This window comes from Flavobacterium sp. DSP2-3-1 (genome assembly GCF_049896865.1).
Taxonomy (GTDB): Bacteria; Bacteroidota; Bacteroidia; order Flavobacteriales; family Flavobacteriaceae; genus Flavobacterium.
The window spans coordinates 25,878-46,223 of record NZ_JAFCVD010000014.1 but is presented as its reverse complement, the minus strand read 5'-3'; the positions used below and the strand labels follow the sequence as shown (position 1 = coordinate 46,223).

At 32.2% G+C, this 20,346-nt stretch carries 18 protein-coding genes, 1 tRNA gene and 1 pseudogene; 10 read left to right on the top strand and 10 right to left on the bottom strand.

Translation table 11 applies throughout. From position 1 onward, the window contains the following. Nucleotides 1-64 precede the first annotated feature (64 nt). Together ACP7AT_RS14765 and ACP7AT_RS14760 are read left to right on the top strand one after the other, a co-directional pair. Nucleotides 65-2,908 (top strand): PAS domain S-box protein, encoded by a 2,844-nt coding sequence (locus ACP7AT_RS14765; RefSeq protein ID WP_426065171.1) that lies wholly within the window; start codon nucleotides 65-67, stop codon nucleotides 2,906-2,908. Then, entirely contained in the window at nucleotides 2,905-3,339 is a 435-nt protein-coding gene (locus tag ACP7AT_RS14760; protein ID WP_426065169.1) for a response regulator, read from the top strand. Before ACP7AT_RS14765 ends, ACP7AT_RS14760 begins: the two co-directional genes overlap by 4 nt. A gap of 24 nt (nucleotides 3,340-3,363) precedes the next feature. Here the strand turns inward: ACP7AT_RS14760 and ACP7AT_RS14755 are convergent, their stop codons facing one another. Next, the gene (locus ACP7AT_RS14755) at nucleotides 3,364-3,909 is read right to left on the bottom strand and encodes a hypothetical protein (protein WP_426065168.1); all 546 of its coding nucleotides are present in this window, start codon (nucleotides 3,907-3,909) and stop codon (nucleotides 3,364-3,366) included. A 90-nt stretch (nucleotides 3,910-3,999) separates the two neighbouring features. Here ACP7AT_RS14755 and ACP7AT_RS14750 point away from each other — a divergent pair, with 90 nt between their 5' ends. The 6 genes and pseudogenes from ACP7AT_RS14750 (at nucleotide 4,000) to ACP7AT_RS14725 (ending at nucleotide 9,505) form a co-directional block, all read left to right on the top strand. Then, nucleotides 4,000-4,245 (top strand): hypothetical protein, encoded by a 246-nt coding sequence (locus tag ACP7AT_RS14750; RefSeq protein WP_091204675.1) that lies wholly within the window; start codon nucleotides 4,000-4,002, stop codon nucleotides 4,243-4,245. A gap of 173 nt (nucleotides 4,246-4,418) precedes the next feature. Beyond that, nucleotides 4,419-4,859: a KTSC domain-containing protein gene (locus tag ACP7AT_RS14745; protein ID WP_091204674.1), complete on the top strand. Its 441-nt coding sequence runs from the start codon at nucleotides 4,419-4,421 to the stop codon at nucleotides 4,857-4,859. Nucleotides 4,860-5,663: 804 nt separating this feature from the next. After that, entirely contained in the window at nucleotides 5,664-6,428 is a 765-nt protein-coding gene (locus ACP7AT_RS14740) for a DUF4369 domain-containing protein (protein ID WP_426065167.1), read from the top strand. An 18-nt stretch (nucleotides 6,429-6,446) separates the two neighbouring features. Beyond that, a pseudogene (locus ACP7AT_RS14735) lies at nucleotides 6,447-6,833 on the top strand (TlpA family protein disulfide reductase); the annotation flags it as partial. A gap of 174 nt (nucleotides 6,834-7,007) precedes the next feature. Continuing rightward, a tRNA-Tyr gene (locus ACP7AT_RS14730) sits at nucleotides 7,008-7,088 on the top strand. A gap of 254 nt (nucleotides 7,089-7,342) precedes the next feature. After that, on the top strand, nucleotides 7,343-9,505 hold the full coding sequence (locus ACP7AT_RS14725) for a S9 family peptidase (protein ID WP_426065166.1): 2,163 nt from the start codon (nucleotides 7,343-7,345) through the stop codon (nucleotides 9,503-9,505). A 106-nt stretch (nucleotides 9,506-9,611) separates the two neighbouring features. Here the strand turns inward: ACP7AT_RS14725 and ACP7AT_RS14720 are convergent, their stop codons facing one another. Next, nucleotides 9,612-10,655, bottom strand: a complete 1,044-nt coding sequence (locus tag ACP7AT_RS14720) for an NAD(P)-dependent alcohol dehydrogenase (RefSeq protein ID WP_426065165.1) — start codon at nucleotides 10,653-10,655, stop codon at nucleotides 9,612-9,614. Nucleotides 10,656-10,887: 232 nt separating this feature from the next. Here ACP7AT_RS14720 and ACP7AT_RS14715 point away from each other — a divergent pair, with 232 nt between their 5' ends. Then, a complete protein-coding gene (locus ACP7AT_RS14715; protein WP_426065163.1) occupies nucleotides 10,888-11,322 on the top strand; it encodes a DUF6526 family protein in 435 nt (144 codons plus the stop codon). 102 nt (nucleotides 11,323-11,424) lie between these two features. Next, entirely contained in the window at nucleotides 11,425-11,994 is a 570-nt protein-coding gene (locus tag ACP7AT_RS14710; protein WP_426065162.1) for a pentapeptide repeat-containing protein, read from the top strand. Nucleotides 11,995-11,998: 4 nt separating this feature from the next. Here the strand turns inward: ACP7AT_RS14710 and ACP7AT_RS14705 are convergent, their stop codons facing one another. From ACP7AT_RS14705 to glyA, 8 genes are all read right to left on the bottom strand, one after another. Further along, nucleotides 11,999-12,679 carry an ABC transporter ATP-binding protein gene (locus ACP7AT_RS14705; protein WP_426065161.1) on the bottom strand — a complete coding sequence of 227 codons (681 nt, stop codon included), beginning with the start codon at nucleotides 12,677-12,679 and terminating at the stop codon, nucleotides 11,999-12,001. Nucleotides 12,680-12,681: 2 nt separating this feature from the next. Beyond that, nucleotides 12,682-13,938, bottom strand: coding sequence for an ABC transporter permease (locus ACP7AT_RS14700; protein ID WP_426065160.1), 1,257 nt, complete (start codon nucleotides 13,936-13,938; stop codon nucleotides 12,682-12,684). Next, on the bottom strand, nucleotides 13,938-15,032 hold the full coding sequence (locus ACP7AT_RS14695) for an efflux RND transporter periplasmic adaptor subunit (RefSeq protein ID WP_426065159.1): 1,095 nt from the start codon (nucleotides 15,030-15,032) through the stop codon (nucleotides 13,938-13,940). The genes ACP7AT_RS14700 and ACP7AT_RS14695 overlap by 1 nt, the downstream gene beginning before the upstream one ends. A gap of 194 nt (nucleotides 15,033-15,226) precedes the next feature. Further along, on the bottom strand, nucleotides 15,227-17,023 hold the full coding sequence (locus ACP7AT_RS14690) for an ATP-binding protein (RefSeq protein ID WP_426065158.1): 1,797 nt from the start codon (nucleotides 17,021-17,023) through the stop codon (nucleotides 15,227-15,229). 10 nt (nucleotides 17,024-17,033) lie between these two features. Further along, complete coding sequence (locus ACP7AT_RS14685; RefSeq protein WP_426065157.1) at nucleotides 17,034-17,486, bottom strand: response regulator; 453 nt, start codon at nucleotides 17,484-17,486, stop codon at nucleotides 17,034-17,036. Nucleotides 17,487-17,509: 23 nt separating this feature from the next. Beyond that, nucleotides 17,510-18,073: a helix-turn-helix domain-containing protein gene (locus ACP7AT_RS14680; RefSeq protein WP_426065156.1), complete on the bottom strand. Its 564-nt coding sequence runs from the start codon at nucleotides 18,071-18,073 to the stop codon at nucleotides 17,510-17,512. 176 nt (nucleotides 18,074-18,249) lie between these two features. Next, nucleotides 18,250-18,843, bottom strand: coding sequence for a tRNA-(ms[2]io[6]A)-hydroxylase (locus ACP7AT_RS14675; protein ID WP_426065155.1), 594 nt, complete (start codon nucleotides 18,841-18,843; stop codon nucleotides 18,250-18,252). 121 nt (nucleotides 18,844-18,964) lie between these two features. Continuing rightward, nucleotides 18,965-20,239 carry a serine hydroxymethyltransferase gene (gene glyA / locus ACP7AT_RS14670; protein WP_426065154.1) on the bottom strand — a complete coding sequence of 425 codons (1,275 nt, stop codon included), beginning with the start codon at nucleotides 20,237-20,239 and terminating at the stop codon, nucleotides 18,965-18,967. Nucleotides 20,240-20,346: the final 107 nt, after the last annotated feature.

Here is a 20,346-nt window from a genome sequence, read left to right as displayed (position 1 = left end):
GTACATTTTTTTTCATATCTTTATTTTTAAACTAAATTGTACCTAAAACCTACCAATACAATACATGAAGTCTGAAAAAAAATACCCAAAATTCATCAGATGGTTCTTAAAAAGACCAAAAACAACAGGCTTCATAACATTTTTATTCTTAAGTTATGTAGCGGCATTTATCGTCTCACAACAATATAAGCTGATAAAAGAAGATCAGGAGCGCGAGATGAATAACATATTGCTTGTTGTTCATCAAAATATCGAACAAGCCCTTAAAAACTGCTACACGACTACTTTAACGTTGGCACTAACCATTAACGATAAAGGCATTCCTGAAAATTTTGATTACGTGAGTGAAAAATTAATGGAATCAAATGCCAATATTAATGCTGTTCAATTAGTCCCTGATGGAATAATAAAATATATTTATCCGCAAAAAGGAAATGAAGCGGCTTTGAATTTAAATATTTTAACTAACCCAAGTCTTAAAAAAGAAGCCTTAAAATCAATCATTAAAAAAAAGATGTATTTTGCCGGTCCTTTTGTATTGAAACAAGGCGGAGTGGGAATTGTAGGGCGGTTTCCCGTTTTTCAAAATAATAAGTTTTGGGGATTCTCCGCAGTTGTAATTAAATTAGAAACTTTTTTAAAAGCTTCTGGAATTAAAAACGTGGATGATTCAAAATATTTTTTTCAGTTTTCAAAATACAATGCGGAGAAACAAAAGGAGATTTTCTATTTGCCCAACAAAACTGATTTCTCAGAAAATTATAATATATGTACAGACATACCGGATGGTGACTGGAAATTATATTTAATATCAAAAAACAAAAATTATCTGTATTCACAGATTTTAATTCCGGGAATTATTGGAATTATTCTTGCGGCACTTTTTGGTGTTTTAATTTATACACTTTTAAAAATTCCAGAGGAATTACAATCTTTAGTAACTACACAAGCCACCAAATTATTAAATTCTGAAATAAAATTTAAAATTATTTTTGATCAAGCAGCGGTTGGTATTGCTAATATCAACATTGCAACAGGGAATTTTTTGGAAGTAAACAATAAATTTTGTGAACTTTTAGGCTACACTCAGAATGAAATGAAACAAAAGAATTTTCAATCTTTAACGCATCCTGATGATCTTAAAAAAGATTTAACAAATGTATATAATCTGGAAAAAGGAATAATCAATGAATATTCCATGGAAAAAAGATATAATACAAACCAAGGAAAAATTATTTGGGTAAATTTAAATGTTAAGCCAATAATAGATAAAAACAAAAAGCAAATAAGCGCAATTTCAATTATTGAAGATATTACCTTAAAAAAGGAAGCTGAAGAATTGATCAAAAAAAGTGAAATTCGATTCAAAAGTTTATTCGAAGACTCGCCATTGCCTCTCAGAGAAGAGGATTTTTTAGATGTTAAAAGATATCTGGAGGAATTAAATTTGATGGGGAAAACCAAAGAAAAAGTAACAGAATATTTCAACAGTAATCCGGCAGTTGTCGATAAATGTCATTCCTTAATTAAAATTATCAGTGCTAACAGAGCTAACTTGTCGCTTTATAAAGTTTCCACATTAAAGGAATTAATTAGTATCAAAAAAGAATTGTTTAATGTGAAGTCCAAAGAAGATTTCATAAAAAATTTGATCTCAATTACTCAAGATAAAAAACAATTTATTATTGACACCGTAATAAAAGATGCTGAGGGCAAATTACGAGACATTAACTTAAGGTGGAATGTAATTCGTGGTTACGAAAAGACATTAGAACGAATCATTGTTTCCACAGAAGACATTACTGATCGTAAATACTCTGAAAAAATAATTCTAGATTCCCAACAAAGAATTAAATCGCTGATCAATACCATTGACGGAATTGTTTGGGAGTGCGATGCTACTGATTTTTCTTTTAATTTTATTAGTCAGAAAGTTGAAAACATACTAGGTTATACCCCTGAGGAATGGCTTAAAAGTCCTACTTTTTGGCGCGACCATATCTATGCAGAAGATAGTGAATGGGTTCAGAATTATTGTATGAAACAAACAAATGACAATGCCGACCATGATTTTGAGTATAGAATGGTAGCCAAAAATGGAGATTTAGTTTGGCTGCGTGACATCGTAAATGTTGTCATTAAAAATGGTAAAGCAGAGAGATTACGTGGCATTATGATTGATATTACTAAAACAAAAGAAGCTGAAAAAGATTTAAATACATCCTTTAATCTTGTTACAGAACAAAATAAAAGATTGTTGAATTTTTCTTATATCGTTTCTCACAACTTAAGATCGCATACGAGCAATATTGCTTCAATAGTTGATTTAATTGAAACCTCAGAATCTGAAGAAGAAAGGGAACAAATGATGGAACTTTTAAAAACAGTATCTAATTCGCTTAACGAAACTATGCTTCACCTGAACGAAGTAATTAACATTAGAACAAATATTAGTTTAGTATCGGAACCTTTATATTTAGAACAATATATTAACACAGTAAAAAATGTACTTTCAAAACAAATTTCGTCAAATGATGTCACTATTTTAACAGATATTCCAACGGACACAATGATAAATTATAATCCGGCCTATCTAGAAAGCATCCTTTATAATATTATTTCAAATTCTATACGTTATCGACATAACAGTAGAAAACCAATCATAAAAATTAATTTTGTAAAAGAAAATGACGTAAATGTCCTTCAAATTTCAGATAATGGAATAGGAATTGATCTCGTCAGAAATGCCAACAAAATTTTCGGCATGTATAAAACTTTCTCTAACAATTCTGATTCAAAAGGAATAGGATTGTTCATTACAAAAAATCAAGTTGATGCTATGGGAGGAACAATTACTGTAGAAAGTGAACCTAATGTTGGAACTACATTTAAAATCTACATTCAATGATAAAAAAAGCAATCTGGATCGTGGACGATGATGCAATTTACCAAATAATCGTAAATAAAATAATTCAACGATCTGAAATGTTTTCTGCGATTTTCTCTTTCAAAAATGGAAAAGAAGCTATTGATGATTTGTATAATGCTTTAGAAATTAATGCCAATCTTCCGGATATAATTTTACTGGATATCAATATGCCAATAATGGATGGCTGGGAATTCATGGACGAAATGGGAATAATAAAACCTAAATTTCCTAAAGAAATTGTTGTTTACATCGTAAGCTCATCTATTGCTTTTGAAGACAAAACCAAATCAAAGTCTTATGAAAACATTTTAGGTTATTTATCTAAACCGATTACAGTAAATGATTTGGTATTAATTGCATCGAACGATGAAATGCTGAAAAATCGACCCATAAAGGAAATTTTAAGGTAAAAAAAAATCATTCTCAAAATGGTTTTACATGAATTCTTTTTTTATTTCTTCCAGACCTCTATTGGTAAAGATTAGTTCATCGATAATTTTTTTTCTCAAAAGATTAATATCATCATACTCAAAATACTTGGCCCAGGAAGTAAGATTAAACAAATTCCGAATCTGCTTGATGCGTTTAGTCGTTTCAAAGCTGGTTCGTAATACTGCTTTTTTATCGTAGGTTGGATTATTCTTATGTTGATAATTGGCCTTTTTCTCTTGGTAATTTGCTTCTAAATAATAGAGCTCTTCAACAGTATTATCCGGATAAAAATTTTCCCACGACGCATAACCCAATTTAATTTTGGAAATGGTTTCAGGTTCTAAAGGCTTAAGACGCCATTTGCTATTAGCCAATCGACCCCAATGATTTGACAATCGATACATTCCTGTTTTAGTGTAATAATACTTGCTCCCTGATTTGCTGGCGTACTGAATTTTTAATCCATTCACAGCATCCATGGATACTTCATCAAATGCACAGAAAGTATTTTTAAAGGAATTAAGGTTTGGCCGAAAAATTTTTTCCATGAGGCAAAGATAATCAGAAAGCCCAAATCGTAGCAAGACAAACTATATTTGATTAACTTTGCCCACTAGTTTTATTAAAATAAACGGATTATGACAAAAGCTTCTGAAGAAAGAATGTTACAAAAAGGTGTTTACACAGGAATTATGGAAAAAGATGAAAATAACAACTTTTTTTGTGGAGAATATCTTTTAGATTATAAAATGGCACAAAAACATGCCGTTGGAGATTACATTACTATAAAATCAATTATTGAAAATCCCAGTGATATTAGTTACAACAAATATCAAAAAAAATCGAAAAATTTTGATAAAGCAAATAATAAGCCGCAACAATAATTAATTTTCAGCTCTAAAATTCTTTAGATAGGAGTATTAAAAAGTACTTTTTTTGAAAATTTACTGGTGTGAATCCAAAAAAATAAAAAAAAGTGTACCTTTGCAAAAAATTTGTCGATTTTGAAATCAAATTATATTGATTTTATAATAAAAGACAAGTAGTTACCTTATTTATGAAAAAAATAGTTGAATACCGCAAACTGCTAAATGTAGATAAAACTGCAGAGCTGAAAGATTTGAAAACGATTTATCGTAATGCGATGAAAGAATCACATCCTGATAAATTTTCAGGTGACGAAGCTGGATTGAAAGCTGCAGAAGAAAATAGTAAAAAAATTATTGAAGCATACCACTTTTTGGTTAGTATCAATCCTGAGACTACAAAAGCAAACTTGCCAGAATATACTGAAACCATTTCTACATCAACAATCACAGATTATAAATTTGTTGAAGGAAGATTAATTATCAATTTTTCAAATGGTAGTGTTTATGAATACATCAGTGTTCCTAAAGCAACTTACGTCAAAATGGTAAACGCAGATTCTCCTGGAAGATTTGCAAAAAGACACATTTTGAATTCATTTACTTGGAGAAAAACAATCAATCAAGATTAAATATTTTCAAGTAAAAAAAAAGATACAAGCATCCTACTAAAGGATGCTTTTTTTGTTTAAGTGGGTATGCCAATCTATTTTTAAAATAGATTGAATCAGTTAATTTGACAAACCATGTTGTGCAATACACTTGTTTTTAGCAATTTAGTAAATCAAATTATACCAAATTACTTTATTTACCATGAAAGATTTTTGCAAGCTTTACCAATCACAATATAAAAAAGCGAAAGAAACACTTTATATTCTTGAAAAACAAAGAGACCAAATTGATCTTAATTTGCATTCAAATTCACCTTGTTTTATTCTTCATAAAGAATTGAGAATTGTAAAGTTGAATATTTAAGATTACAGAAAATGAAATGGAACACGCTGAATCCGCCATTATTAAATACGTCTCAGAAAATGTTGATGAAACAGAACTAACGTTGTAATACGTTAGTTAATTTTCAATTTAAACATCGGCAACTACACTAATTTATTATCTACACTACTCGGCTGAAGCGCAATAATGATATTCTGATTTAATATTGCTCAAAATTTTAAATGCATTTTATCCTAATTAATTCAAAGTCTGTTTTTAAAGTTTTTTTCTTTGTCCTAAGAAAAAGTATCTTAACTCCTTTAAAATGAATGAATTAATAATGCAAACTGTAGCCATAAATTATGAACGGAATTAGCATCACTCCATTATTAAAATAATACAAAATAAATACCAAATTATAACAAAAATTTAGGTTCAAAAATTATTTGTATTTTATATTTTTTAAATACTTTTGCAGACTTAACTCAATTAACTAATTAATAATGAAAAAAATAATTTTATTACTTTCAGCGGCTGTAGTTTTAATTTCCTGTAGCAAAGTTGGCAAAGACGAATACCTCATTACAGGAACTGCAACAGGAATTGATAATGGTAAAACTATTATCTTGGAAACACAAGATGCAACCGGAATGATGTTACCAAAAGACACTGTAAAAGTTCAAAACGGTAAATTTGAAATGAAAGGATCTATTACAGAGCCTGCTTTTTACACCATTCAATTAGAAGGAGCACAAGCTAAAATACCTTTAATATTAGAAAATGGAGAAGTAACTATTGCCATTGATAAAGACAGCATTCAAAAATCGAAAGTTTCAGGTACTTATAATAATGACGAGTATGTAACTTTCAATAAAGAAATCACTCAAGTTCAAAAGAAACTTATGGATTTCCAAAGTAAAAACATGCAGGCTATGAATGCCGCACAACAAGCCAAAGATACTGTTGTAATCAATGGATTGATGAAAGAATTTTCTAAAATTCAAGAAGAAGTTGGTGTAGCTTCGAAAGCAAAATATGTTGCTTATGCTGAAACACATCCTAAATCATTTATTACTGCTTTGATTATCCAAGGTATGTTGAACGATCCAACAGCTGATGTAGCAAAATCTGAAAAGTTATATAATAATTTAGAAGAATCATTGAAAAAAACAAAACCAGGTATTGCCATCAAAACTAAATTAGCTGAAATGAAAGCGCCAGCTGCTGTAGGAGCTGCTCCTGCTGCTCCTGCTGGAGAAGCTAAATGAAGAGCAGATTTTTCTGGTCCTAATCCTCAGGGAAAAATTATTTCTCTAAAAGAAAGTTTAGGAAAAGTAACGATAGTAGATTTTTGGGCATCTTGGTGTGGACCATGTCGTCAAGAAAATCCAAATGTTGTTGCTCTTTACAAAGAATTACACAGTAAAGGTCTTAACATTATTGGTGTATCGTTAGATAAAGATGCCAAAGCTTGGAAAGACGCTATAGCAAAAGATAAATTAACTTGGAATCAGGTTTCCAATTTAAAATTTTGGGATGAGCCTATCGCAGCGCAATATAAAGTGGAGTCTATTCCAGCAACTTTTATTCTTGATGCATCTGGAAATATAGTCGCAAAAGATTTACGAGGAGATGCACTTAGAGCTAAAATTTTAGAACTTTTAGCTAAATAAACAGCTTCATTGATACAAAATAAAAAAATCTCCCCAGTGGAGATTTTTTTATTTTATTCAATACCAATGTATTAAAAATAATACTGAAATTAAGTGCAAATTTAGTTTGGAAACATCGAAACAGTTTTTATATTTGCACCCAGTTAGCACAACAAGCAATGCTTGTTGAGTCTTGGGGAGATACTCAAGCGGCCAACGAGGGCAGACTGTAAATCTGCTGTGCAAACTTCGCAGGTTCGAATCCTGCTCTCCCCACTAAAACTCTTCAAGCAATTGAGGAGTTTTTTTATATCAATATTTTTATAAAATTGGTAAATTAAAAAAAATAGATTTTTGATGTATCAATCCTAATTTGTACTGTTGCGTGACAAATTATCAAATTACTTACAACAGGCTTTTATTTTATATATTTACTAAATAAAAGCATAGCCCTAAGCAAATAAATTAGGTTTATATCAGTTGTAAAAAGACTAACTTAAAAACAAACAACCACCCCTAACAAAATCAACATGATAAGAAAATTTTCGATCCTACTATTGTTTTTAATACAATTACATTCCGCAATCGCTCAAAATGGAAATGAAGCTGTTAATATTACAGATATGTTAAAAATTAAAACTGTTAGTAATGTAACGCTGACTCAAGATGGCAAACGAGCTGCTTTTACTGTGACTTCTATTGAAGCCGATGAAAATAATAAATTAGACTACAAATATCTCACACAGATTTTTACTACCGCTACTTTAAAAAATTCCGTACCCACACAACTTACTACAAATAAAGATGGAGCAACACGACCGGCATGGAGTCCGGACGGCAAAAAAATTGCTTTTGTCCGTTCAGTAGAGGACAAAATGCAAATTTTTATATTATTAATGGAAGGTGGAGAACCTATTCAATTGACAAAACATAAATACGGTGCAAGCAATCCGAAGTGGTCGCCAGATGGCAAAAAAATACTTTTTTCTGCAAGCATCCCGTTAAGAGATTTACTTCAAGACTCTATTTTAAACAAATCAAAAACAATTCCTACTTGGAAAATGGAGAAACCCGGTTTTGACAAAAATGAACATTTGTTGACTAATAGTGATAAAGCAAATCCAAACGGAAATTTATCAGAAATAAGAGCCTATTTAGATAAGAATGCAATAGATAAAAAAGCAATTGTATTGAATAAATTGAACTTTCAAAGTGAGTCAAATGTTTCTTCAGAAATGAATTTCAATCACTTCTTTGAAATAAATGTCTCCAAAGATGCTGAACCTCGTTTACTTACAAAAGGATTTTATAGTTTTAGTACTGCTGACTACACCCCAAACGGGAAACAAATAATGTTATCAGGAGATGTTGACACAATAGAAAATGCAGATCGTTCATTAGAAAGTGAGGTTTTCACAGTTGACACAAATGGCGAGAATTTTAAAATGATACTTGGCGAAAGCGGGAAAAGATACAATAGTGCCACTTTATCTCCATCAGGAAAATGGTTAGCGTTCTTGTCCAGTAATACTTCTTTTATAACCGTTCCTTCATTATCGATAATGCCTATTAATGGCACCGAAAAAGATATTGTAACAATCCCTTTTGATCGAAATAAATCGAATCTTACCTGGAGTAAAGATGACAAATATCTGTACTTTACCGCTCAAATGAACGGTGGTAATGTATTGCACAGAATTAACCGATTAACAAAAAAAATAGATGTTTTATCCAATGTTGATGCTGGTATTTCAAGTTTTGACATTGCAAATAATACGATTGTATTTTCTAAAACTCAGGTATCAAATCCTTCTGAATTATATTTTGCTGATGCCAATTTTAAAAATGAAAAAAAAGTAAGTGATTTTAATGATTGGGTTACAAATAAAAAATTATCTTTTCCTGAAAAGAAAACATTTATTAACGATTTAGGGATGACTGTAGAATATTGGATTATGAAACCATCCAACTACAAACAAGGAGAAAAATATCCGTTATTGTTAGAAATTCATGGTGGCCCATCAGCAATGTGGGGTCCAGGTGAAGAAAGTATGTGGCATGAATACCAATATTTTTGTAGTAAAGGATATGGCATCGTTTATAGTAATCCAAGAGGTTCCGGTGGATATGGTTTGGATTTTTTAAGAGGTAATATTAATGACTGGGGCAAAGGTCCCGCAAGTGATGTGTTAACAGCATTAGACAAAACTATTGAAGAAGGTTGGGCTGACAACTCCAAGTTGCTTATTACCGGAGGTTCTTATGCAGGTTACCTAACAGCTTGGATCATAAGTCATGATAATCGTTTCAAAGCGGCTTGTGCGCAACGTGGTGTATATGATCTTAATACATTTTTTGGAGAAGGAAACGCATGGAGATTAGTTCCAAATTATTTTGGAGGGTATCCGTGGGAAACAAAGATAAAGGAAATTCTAACTCGTGAATCACCAATAAGCTATGTCCAAAATATTACAACACCTTTCATTATTTTTCATGGTGGCAACGATCGTCGTACCGGTTTTATTCAGGCAGAAATGATGTTTCGTAGTTTAAAAGTATTAAATCGACCAGTCGAGTTTGTCGTACACCCGGGAGCAACTCATGAAATAACTCGAAATGGTGACAATCGCCAACGAATGGATCAAATGCTACGAACTTATGAATTTTTTGAAAGATCCATTGAAAAAAAGTAAAATGAACTAAAATTTATACACTAATAAATTGGAATTCAAATTCTAGAAAAACATAAAAGCCCTGTACATAATAAAACGTACAGGGCTTTTTTTTTTAAACTGTTGGCTACAATGTTGCCATATCAATTACAAAACGGTAACGTACATCGCCTTTTGTCATTCGATCGTAAGCATCATTTATGTTTTTGATATCAATCATTTCGATTTCAGAAACAATACCGTGTTCCGCACAGTAATCAAGCATTTCCTGAGTTTCTGGCAATCCACCTATCAAAGAACCCGCTAAGCTTTTTCTTCCACCTATTAAGCTAAACGCACGAACTTCATATGGTGTTGGTGGTACTCCCACACAAATATGCACTCCGTTTACTCTTAACAGCGACATATACAGATTCAAATCATGTGGAGCAGAAACAGTATCAAGAATAAAATCGAAATACCCAGTTACACTTTTTAGTTGGTCTGCATCTTTAGTAACAATAAATTTGTGAGCACCTAATTTTTTAGCATCGGCTTCCTTCCCTGGGGATGTACTTAATACAGTAACCTCTGCACCAAAAGCAACACCAAATTTAACAGCCATATGACCCAAACCTCCTAAACCTAAAACAGCTAACTTGTGTCCTTTCCCTACTTTCCAATGCTTTAATGGAGAATAAGTAGTAATTCCAGCACAAAGCAATGGAGCAACCGCAGCTAAATTTAATTTATCTGAAACATGCAAAACAAAATCTTCATGAACGACTATAGTATTGGAATATCCACCATAAGTAGGCGTTTTTCCATCCTGTCCTAAAGCATTATATGTTTCAGTACTTCCGTTTAGGCAAAATTGCTCTAAACCTTCCTTACAGTTCTCACAGGTTCTACAAGAATCTACCAAACATCCTGTCCCTGCTAAATCTCCTACCTTAAACTTTTTGACATGACTTCCTATTTTTATCACTTTCCCTACAATTTCATGTCCCGGAACCATTGGAAATATTGCTCCACCCCAATCATCTTTTATTTGGTGAAGATCACTATGACAAACGCCACAGAATTGAATGTCGAATTGTACGTCATGTGGCCCAACTTCTCGTCTATCAAAATTCCATGGGGCTAAATCTGTTTTTGAATCCTGTACTGCGTATCCTTTTGTAGGTATCATATTTTTAATTTTTTATAAAATTATGGAATTAATTCCAGTCGGAAGTCATAAGAATTCCGAAGGTTTTCCCAAAATTTGACTTTTGGTTTAATACTACAAATAAAAAATAGCCATTAAAATTTTTAAAATCAGCGCACAAAATTATATTGTTTTGACTTTCTGATAATTAAAAAATCATACTGACTTTAAAATAAACTGTTTTAACTATCTTTAAAAAAAATTAAAAAAAATCATGGGAACACAATCTTATAAAAATCACATTCGGTATTATCCGCCTCATCATTTTGTATATTATCCCGTCATAATGGCGTTTTTAGCTTTCAGCATTTATTTCGGTTTCACTAATGAAGATTCATTGATTTGGGGATTTATCAGTGTTGTTTTTGTGGTGCTTTTGTGCCTTGCCTTTATGTTGCGTCAGCATTATGCGTTGACTTTACAAAATCGCATTGTACGTTTAGAACTGCGCTATCGCTATTTTTTTATTACCGGAAAAAGATTAGAAGATTTTGAACACCAATTAAATGACGACCAGTTATTTGCGTTGCGTTTTGCCCCAGACAATGAACTTCCTGAACTTACGCAAAGAGCGCTAAAGGAAAATCTTTCGGGAAAAGCCATTAAAAAAGCCATTGTGAATTGGAAAGGAGATTACGATCGAGTTTAAAATTTTAAAATAATTATTTAAAATTTTGATTTTTATAGCTCTGTAATTTTGTTTCTTTGTTGCGCAAAATAAGTACTTAAAACTTGAATTTAAAACCTATAAATGCCAGAATATTTTCTAGATATTGAATATAATAATATCATTTATAGCGAGGAAGAAGTCAATTTTAAGGAATTTGAATGCTGTACTTTTACCAACTGTAATTTCTCCCAATGTGCTTTTGTGGCGGTTACTTTCATAGACTGTACTTTTAATGATTGCACTTTTAGCAATGCCAAAATTAATTATGTCGCTTTTAGAACCGTGACCTTCAATCGGTGTGATATTAAAGACGTCAATTTTGCCATGTGCGATAAATTGATTTTCGAAATTGCTTTTACTGATTGTATTTTGGATTTCTCCAAATTTTATACCTTAAAAATCAAAGGAACATCATTCACCAATTGCAGTATTATTGCAGTCGATTTCATGAGTACTGATTTGACTGAAGTCGTTTTTGACAACTGCGATTTATACCGTTCTGAATTTGCAAAAGCAATTGCCAACAAAGCTAATTTTAAAACCAGTTATAATTATACGATTGATCCCAAAACAACAAAATTAAAGAAAGCCATTTTTGCTTTAGAAGGAATAAAAGGATTACTTTATAAACATGAAATTATAGTTCAATAGTTCTTTAAGAAATTATTTTTCCGTCTTCCATAACAATAATTCTGTTGGTTTTTTCGGCAAAATCAGTATCGTGAGTAACCACTAGTAAAGTCTGATTTTTCTCTTGAGTTAATTTATTAAAAATATCAAAAACCAAGTCACTATTTTTCTTGTCTAAATTCCCTGTCGGTTCATCGCCCATTATAATCCACGGATCGTTTATTAAAGCACGTGCAATAGCTACCCGCTGTTTTTGTCCGCCGCTCAATTGATTTGGCATTTTCAGCGCCTGATCTTCCATGTCGAGTGTTTTTAAATGTTCCATAGCGCGATGCTCTAATTCTTTATCTGAATATTTAGCTAATTTCATCCCCGGAAGCATTACATTTTCCAACACATTATATTCTGCCAGTAAGTAATGAAACTGAAATACAAAGCCTATTTTTTCATTTCTGATTAATGCTAATTCTCTGTCGGTTTTTCCGCTAACAAGTTCATTGTGAATCAATATCTGACCTTCATATTCTGTATCCATTGTAGAAAGTAAATACAACAAAGTCGATTTACCACAGCCAGATTTTCCTACAATGGAAACAAATTCGCCATGATTTACTCGCATACTTATTTCTTTCAACACTTGAAATTTTACAGGGTTGTAAAAATATTTATTAAGACCTTTTGTCTCTAAAACAGTATTATTTTCCATCTTTATTTCCCTCTGATAATTTCTACTGGATCTACTTTACTAGCTTTTAACGCAGGAAAAAGTCCGGCAATGGTTGTTGTAAATAATGCAAAAGTAATCCCGATAGCATAAAATAACGGATTGTAATTAACAGGATAAGTTTTTACCGTGGGTAATGAAGCCGTTTCAAACGGAATAACATCAATAATTGAAGAGAAAATATAGCCAAACAGCAAACCAAACAAACCTCCAGCAAGTCCAATAATGATAGAAAGTAAAACAAAAATCCATTTCACATCATTACCGGAAAATCCTGTGGCTTTCAAAATCGCAATACTGTCCATTTTTTCATAAATCATCATATTCAGAATATTATAAATTCCAAAACCGGCAACAATCAGCAACACCACGCCAACGGAATAGGAAATGATACTTCGCACCGTACTCCCGGTTTCAAACTGAGAATTTGCAGTTTGATAATCAATCGCATCCAGATTAAAGTTATCCCGAAACTCTTTCGCAACAGCAGGTGCAGTAGCCATATTATATAAATTTAGCTGAATATCGGTGATGTAGTTTGTAGGTTCTCCCAATATTTTTTGGGCTGTCGCCAAAGAGGTAAAACTCGTCACATTGTCGATTTCAGCAATCCCAAATTCAGAAATACCCACAATTTTAAGCGAAGCTAAATTTCCTTTAGAAGTGGTAATCTTGATAATGTCACCTTTGGTAAGAAGCATTTTATCCGATAAACCTTTTCCAATAATAATGCTATTATTTTGAAGCAAATCAGCTACTTTTCCCTCTATGATGTAATCACTGATTTTAAATAATTTATCTTCAGATAAAACATCAATTCCATTTATTATCCCTGAAATTTCGATCGTCCCCGAATTAAAAAAAACGGGCGAAGTCACCTTTGGAGCAACATCAATCACGCGAGAATCTTGTTTTAAAACAGCCAGAATTGTTTTGCTGTTATAAATGGATTTTCCACGGTCTTTCGGCTTAATCGAACGAACAAAATTGGTTTTTTTCTTGAACGCTTCGGATGAAAGTATGGGTTGATTTTCCGAAGGCTTTATTTCATTATATAGCAGTATATGGGGCGTTCTATTGAGCATTAAGCCATCTAATAAATCATTTAAACCATTCATAAAACTAACCAAAGCAATAAACATAGCAATACTGAACGTTACGCCAATAGCAGCAACAATCGTTTGCTTCAATCTTGCACGAAGCAAATGCATAGCAATATTTAAAATCAGTTTAAAGTTCATTATTTGGGTTTATAGATCGTTTCTTCAGCGGTTAATCCTGATATTATTTCCACTTTTTGATAATCACTCAAACCGGTTTTCACTGCCCTTTTTTCTTCTTTGTTTACTAAAACATATTTGCCTTCTATCAAAAATGATTTTGGAATCGTGATGGTATTCTGCTTTATCTGAATGATAATATTGGCTTCAGCAGTAAGATTTGGATACAGTTTTAAAGGTGGTTTCATAAAAGATGCTTCGATTTTAAAAGTACGGGATCGCTCGTTCATTATCGGGTAAATTTTATCAATAACGGCCTCAAAAACCTGTCCTCTATAACTATCCATTGTCACCAATACTTTTTGTCCCGTGCTCACGCGAACCATATCATTTTCGTCCACTTCTAATTCCAATAAAAAGGAATCGGATTGACCAATTATCGCCAAAGGAGTTTGCGGCGTAACTAATGTTCCTTCTTTCACCAATACATCAAACAATTGTCCGGAAAAGGCACTTTTGACGATAAAATCACTTTGGGATTTCTGGTTTATTCGTAGATTGACAGCATTTCTGCTTTGATCATTCTCCAATTGGGCTTTGAGTTGTGCCAATTGTTTTCTAGCCGATTCATGATTAATTTTGGAACTTTTGAATGCTAATTCTACTCTTTCAAAATCAACTTCCGAAATGCCTCCCTGATTTTTGATGTTTTTATTTCGGTTGTAAATGGATTCGTCCAACGTTAATTTATCTCTGCTTGATTGGACTTTCATTTGCATTTCGGCAATTTTATCTTGGATATACCGACTGCTTTCCAGACTTAATTGATACGCTAAAAGAGCGTTTTCCGTATTCAATTCCGCTTTATCACTTTCCAATTCAAATAAAGACTGTCCATTAGTAATGGATTGACCAGCGGTAACATTTACTTTTTGTAACGTGCCGTTTACAGTAGCGTAGACCGTATATTGTCCTTCTGCTTTGATAACTCCAGAGGCATAAACACTTTCCGTAACTTCACCTATTGTTGGTTTAATTTCTTCTGCTTTATTTTTGGAACAAGAAAGCAAACTGAGGAGTAGCAAATAAAATAATAATCGTAATTGTAAACTCATTTCGCTTCTTATTTAATTTTTTGAATTGTTGTGAATTCTTTCTATAAATGTACAACAATATCCATTTTGAAGCTACATTCATTAGTTCAAATTAGAAGTGAGAAAAAATTTAATACGCTAAATTATGAGGTAAAATGAAGCTTTTTTCCGCATGAGAGCATTATGCTATTTCTGAATAATTTTAAAAACCTCTATTAAAGCGAATCTCTTCTTGGAAAAAATATGTAGAATTTAGATCCGAGATTAGGCGTGCTTTTCACTTTGATAAAGCCTTGATGATTTTCCACAATTCTGCTGCAAATAGCCAGTCCAAGCCCAGTTCCTGCGTATTTAGCATCGGTTTCCAATCGTTTGAACAAAAGAAATATTTTCTCGGCATATTCCTGTTTAAAACCAATTCCATTATCCGAAATTACAATCTTATAATACTCCTTCTTGCTATCTATATTATAATTTCGCAAGTCTCTTTTTGTAACCTTTTTAGAAACTACGCAGATTTGAGGACTTACTTCCTCCCTGCTGTAATTAAGCGCATTGGAAATTAAATTAATAAAAAGTTGTTTAATCTGGAAAGGTATGGCGATAAGTGTTGGTAACTTACCAATTAAAATTTTTGCATTTTTCTCTTCAATACTGCACGATAAATCAAGGAGAACTTCGTCTAAAACTAAATTTAAATCCGTTGCTGCAAAAACCTTGTCACCTTTTATTGTTCGGGAATAATTTACCAAATCAATTAACAATGTCTGCATTCTATTTGCCGCAGTTCGTATTTTAGAAAAATAATCTTTTCCTTGTTGTGTCAGCAAATGCAATTCTTTTTCTTCTAATCTGGAAATAAATATTTGAATTTTACGCAATGGTTCTTGTAAATCGTGGCTCACAATATTATTAAATGATTCCAGTTCTGCATTTATATATTCCAGTTCTTTGTTATTATTTTCTAATTCAAGCGTCTTGTGGTGTTGACTTGTAATGTCATAAATAACGCCTATTTTGAATGAATCTCCATTTCCATCTGTAGTAAAACTTCCAACAGCCCTAATATGTTTTACTTCACCGTCAGCAGTTAAAAATCGAAAATTCATTGCAGTAGATTCATTATTTATCAAAGAATCGTCGTGTATTTTAGTTACATATTCTAAATCCTCAGGATAAATAAAGGCTTTTGTATTTTCAATATTAGGTTCGAAAGCATTAGGTTCAACTCCCATTAAACGGTATAAATTATCTGAAAAAGTGTAGGTGTTCGCTTCTATGTTTAACATCCAATGTCCAAATCCTGCTGTCATTTCTGCAGTGTTATAGGACTTATTAAGCAATTTTAATTTATCATTTGCTTTCTGCAGTTCCGCAATATCCACATTCATTTTATTAAAAGACAGAAATAAGACCAAAAGCGTTACGATCACCAATAAAAAAGCAGTGATAATCAAGTCATTCAATTCAAACTGATGACTGTCGTTTTGCAGCTTTGTTTTTATATTTTCCGAAAATACTATTTTGCTAACAAAGCTTCTCATCTTTTCAGTAACTTCGCTGCTTTCAACCATTTTTGCATTCAATGCCAATCGATTGTCATTTTTACTTTTTGCAACAATCAATGTCTCGCGAAATAGCTTAAATCTTTGGTCTATAATTTTTTTGAGGCTATCAATATCTTGATTTCTGGATGAATCATTGACCGATAACTCTTTTAATTTTTCAATACTTCGTTCAATTTTACCACGACTTAAAAATCGATTTTCAATATAACTTTCGTCTTTTGTAATGATGAAACTGCGTAAACTTGTTTCGTAATTACTGATTACGGATAACAGGTTTTCTAATTCATCTTGGGATTCATTGGAATTTGCAATCAGTTCAACGGTTGCGTTGAGCTTTTGCATTTGATAGTAAAATTGAGAAGCAATGTACATCACGACTACAATGGCTATAGCCAAAGCGATTTTGAATACTTGAGCATTTTTCAGTAATCTTAAAATTTTCATTTCTTAAGATTTATAAACTATGGAAAAAGGTTTCCTTATTTAAGCCTAAAGATTGGTATTGCCAGTTCATATTTACCACATCTTTAATTACCTTTTTTAATTTCGAAAAATCGTTTGGCTTTTTTATATAAATATTGGCCCCTTCCACTAAAGTATCTTCGATATCTTTTTCTGACGAAGATGTAGAATATATTGCTATAGAAACATCATTGAAACGAGCATTTGCTCTTATTTCGCGGAGACATTCATTACCCGTTTTGCAAGGCATATTTAAATCTAGAAATAAAACATGTGGCAGCTTATTTTCAGGATTGTGAAGATAGTCCATCAAATCTTTTCCATCTTTACAGGAAGTCAGCTTATTATCCATTTTTAGCTCAGCCAACGCTTCATTAAAAAGTTGAATATCATCGTCATCATCGTCAGCAATCAAAATATGTATTCTATTTATATTATTAATCATGAAATATTCAGGTGTAGGTAGTTTTATTTAATATCGTTTGATAATTTTCTTCTTTTTTCAACTATTCTTTTAAACATGGATGGCGTCAATCCGGTAACTTTTTTGAATTGTGTCGATAAATATGCAACACTACTGTAATTTAATTCATAAGAGATCTCCGTTAAACTAAATTCTCCATCTAATATTAATTTTTTGGCTCTTTCAATTTTTTGAATAATAATAAAATTCTCTATTGAAGTATGTGTGTACTCCGAAAAAATATTGGTAATATAACCATATCTAGAATTCAGCTTTTCAGATAAATATTGCGAAATTGTTGTACTTGGAAATTTATCTTTTTCATAAATAATTTCAACAATGGCATCCTTTATCTGCTGAATCAGTTGCCCTTTGGGATTATTTATAATGTGGATTGAATAGCAATCTAATGCCGTTTGAAGCTGTTCAAAAATCTCAATTGAAACATCATCATTAATTTCAATTTGACCTAAACTTAAAACCTGATATTCAATATTTAATTTATCTAAATGGTCTTCTAGTATTCTGCGACAAGCAATATTTCCATCGTAATTGTAATTAAGCTTCATCCTGTGAATGTATTGTTAATAATTGATTTATTTCTAAAAAAGATATTAAATATTGCGAATCGATTATTACTACTTAATTTTTGTCCCAAATGGCAAAATCGTAAGGAATAAAAATACAATCAACTGCCTCAAAAACAATTACCTAACGCAATTAAAATTTAAAAATATCAAAATACCTACCCGTGAATCGTTTCGTTTTTACCATAATTAGCAATAATGCACTCTTCAAATTCCAGCCACTCTCGCCAACGTTTTTCTACATCAATTCCCACACCATATTTTCTAGCGTATGTAATGAAAGTGGTATAATGTCCTGCTTCGCTTTCCATCAAATCTCTATAGAACACGGACAGTTCTTCATCGTTGATATTTTCTGAAAGTACTTTGAAACGTTCACAACTTCTGGCTTCTATCATTGCCGAAAACAATAACCGTTCCACTAAGCTGGAAACCCTGCTTCCGTCGATGCTTTTTTTCATGTACGAATACAATTCATTTACATAATCGTCTTTGCGCTCGCGACCCAATTTGAGTCCACGTTTGATAATAATATTGTGAACTTGCTCAAAATGATCGATTTCTTCCTTGGCCAAAGCCAATAAATCCTTCACTAAATCCTGATGTTCTGAGTTATTAGTGATAATCGTAATTGCGTTTGTAGCTGCTTTTTGTTCGCACCAAGCATGATCCGTCAAGATTTCCTCAATATTCTTTTCTACAATATTGACCCATCTTGGATCGGTTGGTAATTTTAATCTTAATACAGACATAATTTAAATCTTAAAGTTAGAAAGTCATAAAGTCGAAAGTCGAAAGCCAAAACTAAGATAGAATATTAAATTCTATTCAAAGACTTTCGACTTTCGACTTTAAAAATTTTACAACGATTTATTAGTATACGAAAATAGCTCTTTCGCTCATCATTTCGTTTACTTCATTTGCTACAGCCTCGATTACATCTTCGTTGGTATGATCCATCAAAACTCTGTCTATTAAAGCAACTATGGTTTCCATATCTTCCTCCACAAGACCACGAGTGGTAATTGCAGGAGTTCCTACACGAATTCCTGAAGTTACAAATGGTGATTTGTCATCAAATGGAACCATGTTTTTATTTACTGTAATTTCTGCTTTTACTAATGCGTTTTCAGCATCTTTCCCAGAAATGTTTTTGTTTCTTAAATCAATCAACATCATGTGATTGTCCGTTCCGCCAGAGATGATTTCATAGCCTCTTTTTACAAAAGCATCCGCCATAGCATTCGCATTTTTTTGTAATTGCAAAGCATACGTAAAAAATTCATCTTTCAACGCTTCACCAAAAGCAACTGCTTTTGCAGCTATAATGTGCATTAAGGGACCACCTTGATTTCCTGGGAAAACAGCTAAATCCAATAGAGATGACATCATTCTGATTTCTCCTTTTGGCGTGGTTAAACCAAATGGATTTTCGAAATCTTTACCCATCAAGATTAAACCTCCACGAGGACCACGTAATGTTTTGTGAGTTGTAGTTGTTACAATATGGCAATGAGGTAATGGATCATTCATTAATCCTTTTGCAATAAGACCTGCAGGATGAGAAATATCAGCTAATAAAATAGCGCCAACACTGTCAGCAATTACTCTGAAACGTTCAAAATCCATATCACGGGAATACGCCGAAGCTCCTGCAATAATTAATTTTGGTTGTTCTCTCGTCGCTATTTCTTGAATTTTATCATAGTTCAATCGTCCTGTTTCTTTGTCTACACCATAAAAAGAAGGAGTATACAAACGTCCTGAAAAATTAACTGGCGAACCATGCGTTAGGTGACCGCCATGAGATAAATCAAAACCTAAAATTTTATCTCCAGGCTTAATACAAGCGTGGTAAACCGCTGTATTTGCTTGTGAACCGGAGTGTGGCTGCACATTTGCATAAGCCGCACCAAATAATTCTTTGGCTCTGTCAATAGCAATTTGCTCCACAACATCAACTACTTCGCAACCGCCGTAGTATCTTTTGCCAGGATATCCTTCAGCATATTTGTTAGTTAAAACAGAACCAGCTGCTTCCATTACTTCGTCACTTACGAAGTTTTCCGATGCAATAAGTTCTAATCCGTGAATTTGTCTTTCTTGTTCTTCTAGAATAAGGTCAAAAATTTGTTCGTCGCGTTGCATTTTTTTGATTTTCGTTAATTTGATGCAAAAATACAAAAAAACGTTTGGTTAATAGTTAGATTATAATATATTTGATGAGTAATTTTTTAACAAAATAATTAACAAAA